Origin of the sequence: Paludibaculum fermentans (assembly GCF_051172195.1) — a bacterium.
Lineage (GTDB): Bacteria > Acidobacteriota > Terriglobia > Bryobacterales > Bryobacteraceae > Paludibaculum > Paludibaculum fermentans_A.
On the sequence record NZ_JBPJAQ010000001.1, the window covers coordinates 5,621,569 to 5,635,146 of the forward strand.

The 13,578-nt window shown below is 65.6% G+C and carries 4 protein-coding genes; all 4 read left to right on the forward strand.

Features of this window, described 5'->3' with window-relative positions:
• Positions 1-49 precede the first annotated feature (49 nt).
• The 4 genes from ACR9Y2_RS22575 to ACR9Y2_RS22590 all read left to right on the forward strand — a co-directional run bounded on the left by ACR9Y2_RS22575 (position 50) and on the right by ACR9Y2_RS22590 (position 13,562).
• Positions 50-3,097 (forward strand): AAA family ATPase, encoded by a 3,048-nt coding sequence (locus tag ACR9Y2_RS22575; RefSeq protein ID WP_435043922.1) that lies wholly within the window; start codon positions 50-52, stop codon positions 3,095-3,097.
• 233 nt (positions 3,098-3,330) lie between these two features.
• Positions 3,331-3,567 carry a hypothetical protein gene (locus tag ACR9Y2_RS22580; protein WP_435043923.1) on the forward strand — a complete coding sequence of 79 codons (237 nt, stop codon included), beginning with the start codon at positions 3,331-3,333 and terminating at the stop codon, positions 3,565-3,567.
• An 82-nt stretch (positions 3,568-3,649) separates the two neighbouring features.
• On the forward strand, positions 3,650-11,197 hold the full coding sequence (locus ACR9Y2_RS22585; protein ID WP_435043924.1) for a putative Ig domain-containing protein: 7,548 nt from the start codon (positions 3,650-3,652) through the stop codon (positions 11,195-11,197).
• Positions 11,160-13,562: a TonB-dependent receptor plug domain-containing protein gene (locus ACR9Y2_RS22590; RefSeq protein ID WP_435043925.1), complete on the forward strand. Its 2,403-nt coding sequence runs from the start codon at positions 11,160-11,162 to the stop codon at positions 13,560-13,562. The genes ACR9Y2_RS22585 and ACR9Y2_RS22590 overlap by 38 nt, the downstream gene beginning before the upstream one ends.
• Positions 13,563-13,578: the final 16 nt, after the last annotated feature.

The window sequence follows — 13,578 nt, forward strand, 5'->3', positions numbered from 1 at the left end:
AGCAGCCACCCCCGGCAGGCCCCGGCGATTCCTTACAATAGTCCTATTCATGGCGATTGTACGCATTCGGCGGGGGGCCTCCGAAACCTCGATCATTTCAGCATTGACGACGTCTTCGGCGGGCGACGAGTTCCTGTTTGAGAGCGGTTCCTATTCGCTCAACTGCACCATTCACCACCTCACCTTCCGAGCCGAGATCCCTGGCCAGGCGTCCCTCCAGGGCCGCATCCAGATCACAGGCGAGGCCAATCTCTATGGCCTGGACCTGAGCAACCCCGCCGGCGGTGTCGTCGAACTCGGACCGCGTGCGTTGGCCCTGCTCAGCGATTGCCGCCTGCATGACTCCTCGGCGCAGCACACCCTGCTCTATCTCGGCGAGAGCGCCCGCGCCCGCGTCGAGCGGTCCAGGTTCTTCGATACTCCCGGACATGCCGTGAATGCCGTCCTGGCCTCCCGCTGCTGGCTGGTCGATTGCCATTTCTCCAACTGTTTCTCTTTCATCGGCGCGGCCAACAGCGGCACTTTCGTCTCGGTGAACAAGGGCTCGTTTGAGAACGGTACCTCCGCCTGCGCCTTCGCCATGGATGGCGCCGAGATCGCGATGGAGGGCTCCCGGTTCGTGCGCTCCGCCGGACCTGGCCTGACCCTCGAACGAGGCTCGATCGCCAAACTGCGCGACGTCCACTATGAAGACATCCCGACCAATGCCTTCAATGTCCTCAGCGGCAGCCGGCTGAATGCCGAGACCGGCACCATCAGCGGTTCGAAGGACCCCGGCGTGTACGTGCGCGACTTCGGCAGCGAAGCCACATTGACCGGCTTCACCATCAGCCGCCAGGCCACCAATATTCTCCTGGCCGGCGCCGGCGCGCGGCTTACGGTGATCAATAGCAGCTTGCAGGACGCGGCCGAATTCCCGGCTGTCTTCTGTGAGGACGCGGGTACCGAACTCACCCTCACCAACTGCGAACTCGCCATGAAGGGCTCCGCGGGCATCGGGGTCGACCTGCTCACCGGTGCCCGGGGCCGCCTGGAGCGCACGCGCTTCAGCGGCTGCCTGCAGGCCGTGCTGGTGCAGAACCATGGCAGCGACGCGCAGATCGCCGATTGCAGCTTCCTCGGTGTGGACGGCACCCAGGCCGTCCGGGTTCTCAAGGACGCCAGTGCCGATGTCATGCGCTGCGTCCTCACCGGCTACAGCGCGCCCGACCAGGCCTACCAGGGCAGCACGGCCGGCGTCCTGACCGTGGACGGCAAGCGCATCATCACCAAACCCGCGGTCCGCTTCGATTCCGATGGCAGGACGCCGCTCTCCACCTGTCCGGCCTGTGGCCAGCAGTTGCGCTTGAACGGCACCCAGCCCGGCCCGAATCAGGTCACCTGCGTGTGTGGCGAAGCCTACGAAGTGGCTATCCCCCAGGTGGCCACCAGCGCGTCCGCCGGCCCATCGGCGGACCGGCCAGCCGCGGATGCGCCACTCAAAACCACGGCCGAACTCCTGGAGCAATTGCAGGCCATGACCGGGTTAGGCCGCGTCAAAACCGAGGTCGCCCAACTGGTCACCCTCGTGAAGGCACAACAGCGGCGCCAGCAGCAGGGCTTGCGCATCGCCCCGGTGTCCCTGCACCTCGTCTTCACCGGCAATCCGGGCACCGGCAAGACCACGGTTGCGCGCCTGATCGCCGAGATCTATCGCTCGCTCGGGCTGCTGAAGAAAGGACACCTGGTCGAGACGGATCGCGCCGGACTGGTGGCCGGCTTCATCGGCCAGACCGCTACAAAGACCAAAGAAGTCCTCGACCAGGCGCTGGACGGCGTCCTGTTCATCGACGAAGCGTATACCCTGGCCAAGGCCGACTCGCCCAACGACTTCGGACAGGAGTCCATCGACACGCTGCTGAAGGTGATGGAAGATCGCCGCGACCAGTTGGCCGTGATCGTCGCGGGCTACTCCGATGCCATGCGGAAGTTCATCCAGTCGAACCCCGGCCTGGAATCCCGCTTTACGCGCTACATCCAGTTCGACGATTACGCGGCCGAAGAGCTGACCTCCATTTTTGAGGGCTTCTGCCGCCAGTACGACTACCAGCTCACGCCCGAGGCCCGCACTAAGGTCGAACGCGAGGTGGCCGATCTCTGGCGGCGTCGCGGCAGGAACTTCGCCAACGCGCGCGCCATCCGGCGGCTCTTCGAAGAGGCGGTGGAGCGCCAGGCCGGCCGCCTGGAGCGCGAGACCAGCGCCGATCCCGGAGCCATGCTGCCCGACGACATCCCCGGCAGCGCCGTTGGCCCCGTGGACGACGTCGAGGGCCTGCTGGCGGAACTGGATGCGATGATCGGCCTGCGCCAGGTGAAAGCCGAGGTCCGCGGACTGGTCAACTTCGTCCGCGCCAACGAACGGCGCCGGAAAGAAGGGTTTGCCGCCTCCCCGCTCTCCCTGCACCTCGTATTTGAAGGCAATCCCGGTACGGGCAAGACGACGGTGGCCCGCCTGATTGGCCGTATCTATCACAGCCTGGGGTTGCTCAAGCGCGGCCACGTCAATGAAGTGGACCGCAGCGGCCTGGTTGCCGGTTACCTGGGCCAGACCGCGCTCAAGACCGCCGATGCCGTCGGCGCCGCCCTGGACGGAGTGCTGTTCGTCGACGAAGCCTACGCCTTAACCCGGGAGGCTGGCCAGGACTTTGGGGCCGAAGCCGTGGATACGCTGCTCAAGGCAATGGAAGACCACCGCGACCGCCTCGTCGTCATCGCCGCCGGCTACAGCGCGCCCATGCGCCAGTTCCTCAACTCGAATCCCGGCTTGTCCTCCCGGTTCTCGCGCGTCATCACCTTCGAAGACTACACGCCGGAAGAGCTGCTGCGGATCTTCGAAGTCTTCGCCACGGGGTTCACCATCGCCGAAGGCGCCAAAAGCCGTGTGCGGGTGCTGGTGGACGACCTCTACGCCAGGCGGAACGACAAATCGGGCAATGCCCGCGACGTTCGCAAACTCTTCGAGAAAACGCTGGTCCGCCAGGCCAGCCGTCTTGCGGCCAATCCGGATGCCCTCTCCAATGAGATCCAGGAGACCGACATGCCCATCGCGCTGGATTAATCACCCGCTGCCATGCTGCCTGTATAGAACAAGGCCCCATCCGCCGATCCAATAGTGAGGCCGCCCTGGGCGGCAGGAGTCGTGCGGCTATGGATACAAAGGTGAGTCCCTGCGTCCCGGACATGTTGGAGAGCCAAGATTTTTCCCCTGTTTCAGAACGGCCGGAGTGCGCCCTGTTCCCGCCCGAGCCCGACCCGGGACCCTCCTCGGCCATTGGCCCCAAGAACGTGTGCATGGTTCTCGCGATGGGCCTGGCCATCCTCGCCTCCAACAAACCGCAGACGTTCTCCTGGCTCATGTATGAGTGCCTGTCCTACATGCCCACCCTGGCGTTGGCGTACGGCCTGATGAGGATGGCTCGTTACCAGCAGGCGCACCACCGCACCCAGCCCAACGGCACGCACGCCGCCTTCCTGCTGATGGTGCTCGCCGCCATGCTCTCCGTCTCCGGTTTCCCGATCGCTGGCTAGCCGCCTTTTGCGGTGAGTTAAGTAAGTTTAATGTGTGCTTCGGTCCGAGAACTGCGTACCAGTCGCAAAAGCAGTTCTTACGATGCAACGCTCTATCTGGACCCCCATGCCCGGCGCACTGCGCCTTCTAGCGGCCTTTGTGCTGGGCCTTGCGGTTTCGACCGCATCCGCCGCCCCACTGATCAATTTCACCGAGATCGCCGCGGTCGTACACGCCAACGGAGGAAGCCTCGGACTGTACTCCACGGCGAGCCCGGAGTTCAGCAGCAACCTGGACGCCGACAACTTTGGCACGCTCGCCTTCCACTTCACGAACAACAGCGGCGCGGTCTACACCGCCGCCAGGGTGACGATCTTCCTGGATGCGGATATCGACGCGCTGGTGAACGGCTATTCGAATGAGTACGGCTCCGTCGCCCTCCTGCTGCCGGTGACGGGCGCGCCGGCCGGCTCGATTGCGGCCGACTCCTGGGAGATCGACGAGCCCGGTTTCGTCTTCGGCGACATCTACACGAATCTGCTGTCCGGCACCCTGGACAAGACCAACGCCGTACCGGACGTCTCACCGAACGATGTCTCGCTGGCGTTGAGCTTCTACCTGGGAGACATCCCGAGTGGCGGAACCTTCAGCATCTCGACGCTCGTTGCCGGCCTGGATCTCAACGGGCTGGCGCAGACGGATCCCGTCAACGGCCTCACCTTCTACTGGAACGGCTTCGCGCAGGTGTCCGGATCGTTGGGCGGCAACCCGAACACACCGCCCGCCAATCCGAACCCGCCCAGCGGAGTGCCGGAGCCCGGCTCGCTGGCGCTGGTGGCTCTGCCCGTGATCGCCCTGGCGTTGTGGCGCAGGAAGCACGCAGGATTGGCCGTGCTGGCGGCTGTGGCCCTCGTACCCGCCATGCACGCGCAGCCGAGCGCAAAATACACGACGACCGAAGACTTTCTGAAAGGCAGCACCGTCAACCTGAACCTGGCGACCCCGGGCGTGATGCAGATCAATCCGCCGACAGGCACCCAGACCTTTCCCTTCCTCAATGTAGCGGCCTCCGGCAAGGGCACCATCGTTCGCATCCACACCACCAGCGGCCAGGTTGTGGGCGAATACCGCACGGCGCCCGAACTTTTTCCGACGAATCCATCCAGAACCACGGTCGACCTGGAGGGCAACGTCTGGGCGGGCAACCGCGATGCCAATGCGTACGGGCGAGGGTCGGTTGTGAAGGTCGGGCTGGTGGTGGGCGGCACGCGCACCAATGCCGCCGGCGTGGCGGACCCTGTTGGCGGCTATCTCAAGCCGCCTTTCCTCACGAATACCTGTATCGACCGCAACCGCGACGGCCTCATCCGCACGTCGAAAGGATTGGGCGACATTCTGCCCTGGCCCAATGTGACGGATGCGGAGGGCGGCGGCACCGCCCTGGTGGAGGATGCCGAGGACGAATGCATCCTGATCTACCAGACGACGCCCGGTGTAAACACACGTCACGTCAGCGTGGACGCCCAGAACAACGTCTGGGTGGCCGGCTACCCCTACTACGTGCTCACGTTCGCCAAGCTGGACGGAAAGACCGGCGCGATTCTCGACGAGTTCGACGCCCGCACCTTCGGCTGCGGCGGTTATGGCGGTGTCGTGGACAAGAACGGGATCCTGTGGTCCTCCAGCACGACGGAGGGCCGGTTGCTGCGCTATGACCCTGTCGCGCGCACCGGGCAGTGCATCGACATCCCTTACGCCTATGGCTTGGCCATCGCCGGGAACGGCGACATCTGGACAGCCAGCTATGCCCTCAACCTGATGTACAGGGTGGCGCCGGATGGGACGATCCGCAACTCCTTCCCCATCGCCGTCAGTCCCAGCGCGCCTACCGGCACCGCCGTCACCCCGTTGGATGGCAACGTCTGGGTGGCCAACCGGTATTCCGACAATGTGTCGCGGCTCGACGCGAATGGACGCCAGCTCAAGCTGCTGCAGGTGGGCGTCACCCCCACGGGCGTGGCTGTCGATGCGGCCGGCAAAATCTGGGTTTCCAACTACGGCAACAGCAACGTGATGCGGATCGACCCCAAGGGCGGAGCCGACGGCCTGGGCGCCGTGGATCTCACGGTCGATCTCATCTCGCCCGCCGGAACCGTGCTCGAGGGCGCAGCGGCTCTCCCCTACAACTATTCCGACATGACCGGCGTCATCGCCATTGGCGCCACCTCTCCGCAGGGTGTGTTCACGGTGTTGCAGGACTCCGGCGAGGACGGCACTGTCTGGTCGATGGTCGAGTTCAATACGGAGACGGGGGCGTCGGTACCCGCCGGCAGCTCGCTGAAAGTCGAGGTGCGGGCCAGCAACAACTCCGCCAGTTTCCCTGATTTCGCCGAAGTCCAGTCCGGCATTCGCTTCCAGAAGACCGGGCGCTATCTCGAAGTCCGGGTGACGCTGCGCGCCAGCGCCGCCGGCGTTTCCCCCGTCTTCACCAACCTCAATATCTACGGCGACCGGAAGATCGAAGACCTGCTCTCCCGCGCCAAGGACTCCGCAGCCGACCTCCAGTGGACGCCCATCCCCCAGGCCGCGGGCTATAACATCTACCGCGGACCTTCGATGACGAGCCTGGCCCGCATCCGGCAGAACTTCGTGCCGGCTGCCGCCGCCGCGGCGATCTTCCCCGACACCGGGCTCACCAATGCCACCCCGTACTACTACATGGTCCGCTGGGTGGACCGCGCCGGCAACGAGTCGCCGGACTCCATCATCCCCTCCGCCACAGGCACCGCCCGCACCCAACGCGGGCTGACCTCGCCCACGATCCTCTCGCCGCCTGTGGTGCGGGGCATGCAGAACACGCCCTATGTCTACCAGCCCCAGGCGACCGACCCCGATGCCGGCGATCGCCTGGCCTACATGCTGACGGTGTTTCCCACGGGCATGACCATTCATCCCACCACCGGGCTGATCAACTGGACGCCGCAACCGAACCAGACCGGTCCGCAGCGCGTGCTGCTGCGCGTGCAGGATCTGGGCGGACGGTTCGCCAGCCAGTCGTTCGATGTTCAGGTGGCCGCCCTGCGCACCAACTTCGTCCCCTCGTTCACTTCCACGCCCCCGGCCACCGGCACCGTGGGCTATCCCATCACCTACGACGCCAACGCCAGCGATGCCAACTCCGGCGACATACTCACCTTCTCGCTGCTGCAGGGTCCGGCCGGCCTCAGCGTCCGCGCCTCCGATGGCATGACCCTATGGACACCCTCCGCGGCTCAACTGGGCCCGCAGACCGTCCGGCTCCAGGTGAGCGACGGTCAGGGCGGGTCGGCCGTGCAACAGTTCACGGTCACCATTGGCGCGAATCGCCCGCCGTCTTTCACCTCCACACCCGTCACCTCCGGGGGGACCGGGCTCCGCTATGCATACGCTGCAAAGGCGGCCGATCCCGATGGGCTGCCGCTCACTTTCGAGCTCGCCTCCGGGCCCACCGGGTTCTTCATCGGGCCCCAGAGCGGCATCGCCGAGTGGGTCCCGCAGTTCTATCAGGCCGGCGCGTTTCCGGTGACGCTGCGGGTGAAGGACCCGGCCGGGGCGATCGCCTCGCAGACCTTCACCATCAACGTCGCAATCGCCAATAAGCCGCCCGTGTTCACCTCCACTCCGCTCACCACCGGCAGCGCGACACAGACGTATACCTACTCGGCGAAGGCCACCGATCCGGAAGGAACCGCGGTCAAGTACGGGCTCAACGTCTATCCGTACAACATGGCGATCAATGCCGCCACGGGCGTCATCACCTGGACCCCGTCGGTGGCGCAGACCGGCGTTCACAACATCACAGTGCGCGCGACCGATGCGAACGGCCTGAACACCTTCCAGCTCTACACCCTCACCATCGGCGCCTCCGACACGACGCTGCCCACGGTAAGCCTCACCTATCCCGTCAATGGCAGCACCCTCGCCTCCGACGTGGTCATGAAGGGCACCGCCTCCGATCCCAACCTGAGGCAGTGGCGTGTCGAGTACCGCCCCACCGGAGCCACGGCCTGGTCCACCCTGACTTCCGGCACCACCTCCGTAGTGAACGGCAGCCTGGGCAACCTGCCGGCCACGCTGCTGGCCAACAATACCTACCGCCTGCGGCTCTATGCCGAGGATACGGGGGGAGCGCAGCTCTCTCCGGAGATCGAGGTCAACGTCAACACGAACCGGCTGAAGCTGGGCGCGATGACGATGGCGTTCGACGATGTGCGTCTGACGAACGCGCCGCTGCCGCTGGTCCTGCGCCGCCTGTACGACTCACGCCAGGCTGAACCCGGCGATTTCGGCCCCGGCTGGAAGCTGGGCCTGGCTGGCCTCGACCTGCGCCTGGACGTAAATAACAACGCTTTCGTGACCCTGCCGGACGGACGCCGCGTCGCGTTCTCCTTTGCAGCGGAGTACTCCGGCTTCCTGGTCTACTTCCCAAAGTACTTTCCCGCGCCCGGCGTGACCGACACGCTCGAGCCCCTGGACTGTACCGGCCTCTTCTTCAGCGGCGGCAAATACTACTGCGCCTTCCAGCCCGACTACAACCCCAAGCTGTGGAAGCTGACCACGCGGGCCGGAGTCGCCTATGAGTTCGACAACCTGGGCCGGATGACGCGCATCAGCGACCGCAGCGGCCTCGAGATGCTGTTCACCACCTCCGGCATCACCACCAACTACGGCCGGGGCGTCAGCATCCACCGCGACGGCAGCGGCAGGATCACCAGCATCGTCGACGCAGTGGGCAACCTCCACCGCTACCAGTACGATTCGCAAAGCCGGCTCACCACTTACATCAATCCCAGGAACGAGTCGACCGTCTTCAGCTATCCGGGCACGGGCCACCTGATCACCTCCATCCAGACGCCGGGCAACTGCAATCCGCTGCGCGTCACCTATGACGCGGATGGGCGTGTGTCCAGCAAGATCGATGCGAGCAACAACACGATCCTCTTCAGCTATGACATCGCGGCCCGCATCGAGCGCCAGACTGACGCCCTGGCCCGGGTCACCACCCGTCACTACGACACCAACGGCAATCTGGTGGAATTGGTCGATCCGCTCGGCAACCACACCCTGTTCCAGTACGACCTGAATAACAACAACACCGCCATGGTGGATCCCTCCGGCCGGCGCATCGAACGTACTTTCGACGTACGCGGCAACCTGCAGTCGCTCACTATGCCGGCGCAGGCAGGCCCCCAGACCACCACCTACAGCTACACGCCCCTCGACCAGTTGGCCGAGATCCGCTATCCGCTGGGAGACAGGCTGGTGTACACCTACGACGCAAAGGGCCACATGTTGACCCGGCAGCGGCGCAGTGCGGCCAATGTCACGATTGCGCAGGAGAGCTGGAGCTACAATGCCGCCGGCGACCAAACCGGCTACACCGACGGCGAAGGCAAGACCACCGCGTATACCCGCAACGCCAATGGGGAACTGACCGCCAGCACCGATGCCACCGGCCGCACGACCTCCTACACCTACGACCTGAACGGCAACGCCACCTCACGCACCACACCGGACGGCGAGACCCTCCAACTGGCCTACGACGGGTTCAACTTCCTGGCCCGCATCACCGCCAACGGAGTGGTGTTGCGGAACATCGTGCGCGACGAGGAGGGGCGCCCGCTCTCGATCACCGACGCCCTCAACCGCACAACTCAATTCGCCAGAAGCTGCCAGGGCCTGCTCAGCAGCGTCACCGATCCGTTGGGCCAAACGACGGGCAACACCTACAACGGGATGGGGAATCTGGTCTCCGCTACCGATACCGCCAATCGCACCAGCAGCTATGTCTACGACGCCGCGCAGCGGCCCACGGGCCGGACCGATCCCGCCGGCCAGACAACGCTCTACGGCTATAACGCCGACGGACAACAGACGTCGCTGCTCGACCCGTTGGGCCTGGCCACTACTTACGCGTTCAGCGGCACCCTGGCCCAGACCGGTGAAACGCGGCCCGAAGGCGCCATCCTTTACACCTACGATGCGAACCAGCGCCTCACTCGCGTCGACGACAATCGCGGCGGCGGGTCCAAAGTCACGACGGCGGCCTACGACTCCATCGGCCGTATCGCCTCTATAACTCATCCCGGCGGCCGCGGCGTGGCCTATGGCTACAACGGCCGCGGGCAGCGGACCTCAATGACCGCGCCAGATGGCACCATCACCACTTATCAGTACGACAACGCCGGACGCCTCAGCCGCCTCGCCACAGGCGCCGACAACGTCCAGTACACCTTCGACACCGGCGGGCGCGTGGCGGAGGCCCTTGCCTCCAACGGCGTCAGGAGCACCTACACCTACGACAGCCGGTCTCGGCTCGTCTCAATGGTGGTCAGGAATGCCGCCAACACCACCCTGGCGAGCTTCGCCTACACCAGGAACAACCTGGGCGCGGCCACAGCCCGGGTCGCCACCGACGGTAGTTCCTCTTACTCTTACGACTCGCTCAACCGCCTCACCGGCGACGGTGCAACCGGCTACAGCTACGATCCGGCCGGCAATCGCACGAGCGGCGGCGCCACGTTCAGCCAGGATCACCGGCTGACCAGCGATGGCGTGAACTCCTACACCTATGACAATGCCGGACGCACGAAGACACGCGGCAGCCAGGCGTTCGGCTACGACAGCCAGAACATGCTGACCTCCTACTCCGGCCCCGGCAGCACCGCCGCCTACGCCTACGACTTCCTCAACCGGCGGGTTGCCCGGACGGTGAACGGAGTCGCGGCCGAGTACCTCTTTGATGGGCCCAACCTGCTGGCCGAATACCGCTCCGGCCTGCTGGCCGCGCTGTTCACCTTCGCGCCGGGCATGGACAGGCCAGTCATGCAGCGGCGTGGCGCAGCCGTCTACTTCTACCACCTGGACCCGAACGGGAATGTGGCGCTGATCACCGACGCCGCCGGCGCCGTGGTACACCGCTACTCCTATTCCGCTTTCGGCGTCATCACCTCTTCCACGGGTTCGTTCGCCTACAGCGGCGCCGGCCTGGTGAACACCTTCACCTTCCAGGGTCGCGAGTATGACGAGGAGAGCGGCCTGCTCGCCTTCCGGGCGCGCTACTACGACGCGGCGAGCGGACGATTTCTTACGAAGGATCCCCTGCTGGGCGAACTCCACGACCCGCGCAGCCTCCACCCTTACGCCTTCGCGCTCAACGATCCCGTGAATGCGAAAGACCCGACCGGCAAAGTGGCGGCCATCGAGTACGGCACGCTGATTTCGGCCCCGGGTATTCAGGAGGCCACGGGAGCGCTCATCGGCTTCCTGCAGGGCTTCGCCCTCCCACACATCCAATTCCTGGGCGAATTCCTGAGCCTGGATCCCAGCCTGGACCTGGCGACCCGTTGGGACCTCTCGATGGCCAGCACCCAGCGCTACATCGATGGGATTGAAGAGCTGGTGGGCTACAGCGACCACTATGCGGACACTCCGGGCTTTGTCGGCGCCTGGGCCGGCGGGGCGTCGTTCGAGATCGGTCTCGATCTCAGCCTGAATGCCGGACCGTTCACCTACGGCTACGACGAGTTCAAATTCGATACCAGCGTCGGCGGCTGGGCGGAAGGAGGAAAGAATGCGATCAAACATCTGGGCTCCCTGCGCCCTCATTAGTCTCATCCTCTGTCCCAGGGCGGCGGCCCAGAGCGCCGCTCCCCTGCAGGGGCCCAATTCCAGCATGACGGTCACGGCCAATCGCGGCTCAGTCGAGGAGACCGCCACCAGCATCCCCCTCGTCTACGTGCGAACGGATCTGAGTGCGCCCGGCTCCATCGACCGCCTGTTTGCCAGTACGCCCGAGGTGACGCTCCAGAACACGACGCCGGGGCAGGCGTCTCCGGCTCTCCGCTCCCTCACCGGCTATCAAACGCTGCTCATGCTGGACGGCGTGCGGCTGAACACCGCCATCTTCCGCTCCGGGCCCAATCAGTATTCCGCCTTCGTCGACCCTTCGCAGGTCAGCCAGGCCGAAGTGCTGCTGGGGCCGGCCAGTTCCGCCTACGGCAGCGATGCCATGGGCGGGGCGATCCACTACCTGTCGCTGAATCCCGAGGCGCATCAGCGACGCTTCGGCGTGACGGCCCTTTCCGGCTCGGGCGATCTTTCCGGCTCGCTCTCGCCGCGCTTTGGTTGGGACACCAGTCGCTTTGCCGTCATGGCCAGTGCTGTCTTCCGGCGTCACAACGACGTGCGCACTGGAGGCGGCGTCGATACCCACAACGTGTTCACACGGTATGCAGGCTACTCGCTGGAGGAGGCGGGCAGACTGCTGGGCGGACGCCTGCCTGAGACGGCATACTCTCAGGCCGGCGTCCAAGCCAAGTTCATCGCCAAGCTCCGCGGCGACGACCGCTTCACCGCCTTCTATCAACGCGGAGCGCAATACGGGCTGCGCAGCTACCGCGAACTCTACGGCGGCCTGGGCCGGCTCCAGGCCAGGTACGAACCGCAGGGCATCGACCTGCTCTACGGCCGCTATGAACGGGCCAGGCTGCTGGGCCTGGAACGGGCGATCCTCACAGTTTCGATGAACCGCCTGCGGGACGACTCGCGGCGGCAGGGCGTGAACTATTCGGACGCGGTGATTGTCGACCGGAACTCCGTAGCCGCCCTCGGGCTCTCCGGCCAGGCATCCCGGCAATTCGGCCGCGGCTACCTGGTGCTGGGCGGCCTCGACTTCCACCGGGAACGGATCTCGTCATACCGGTCCTCCGGCCCTTCGCAATTCCCCGATGGCGCGCTCTACTCCACCGCCGCCCCCTTCGTGCAGGCCACCGCCCAGCCGTTTGGCCGGCTGCTGCTGCAGGGCGGCCTGCGCTTCAACCACAACTCGTTCCTGTTGCCCAAAGGCCAGCTCGTGCCCAATCTGGAGCCGCGCCAGAACTTCTCGGCGCTGGCCGCGAACCTCTCCGGTTCGTTCCGCCTCACCGGCACGCTCGAACTGCTCGGTATCTACTCGGAGGGATTCCGGGCCCCCAACGCCAGCGACCTGGCGGCCACCGGCCTCACCGGCCTGGGGTTCGAGGTGCCGGCTGCCGTCGCGGCCCAGGCGGGCGCGCTGCTGGCCCTGGACGCCAGTGAAGCCGCCCTGCCTCGCGATCGCCGCGCCATCGCCTCGCTGGGCGCGGAGCGGCTCAGGAATTTCGAGGCCGGTCTCCGCCTGCGCACCAATCGCTGGGTGCTGCGCCTGCAGGGTTACTCGAACTTCTTCGACAATCCCATCGTGCGCCGCACGGTCCTCTTCGATGCCGCCTCGGCGCCCGCCCAGTTGAGCGGCATCCCTGTTTCCGTCCTGACACCGACCGCCGCCCAACGTCTGGCTGGCGTGGTAACAGTCGCCACGGCCTATGATCCTCGCGCCGTGAAGGCATTCGTGAATGATGGCGCCATGCGCTTTCAGGGCGTCTCCACCAGCGCCGAATGGCGCGGCAATGCCCACTGGATGTTCTCCGCCGGCTACTCCTACAGCAATGGCCGCGAGATCCTGCCCAACCGGACGCCCCGCCGCCTGCCCCCGCAGCAGGGTGTGCTGCGGGCCGTCTGGACCCCCAACACCCGCGTCTTCGCGCAGTTCCTGGTCTTCGCCTCCGGCGCGCAGGAGAAGCTCAGCGCGGCCGATCTTGACGACGAACGCATCGGCGCCTCGCGCTCGCGGCGCGACATCCAGACCTTCTTCCAAACCCCCGTCGGAGCCGGTACGCCGATCTCCGGCACCGTCCGCCAGCTCCAGGATCAGTTGCTGCCGCTCAACACCGTCGTCAACGGCGTGCTGGTCGCTGCCGATACCACGAAGGTGCCCCTCTACACGTCGGTGCCGGCCTGGGTGCGCTGTGACGCCAATCTCGGCCTCAACCTCTCTACGCACTGGAAACTCTCCCTCGGGCTCGAGAATCTCGGAGATGCCAACTACAGAACCATCGGCTCCGGCGCCGACGCGCTGGGCCGCAGCGTCGTCCTCCGTTCCGACTGGAGATTCTGATATCTCTCGGCGCGCT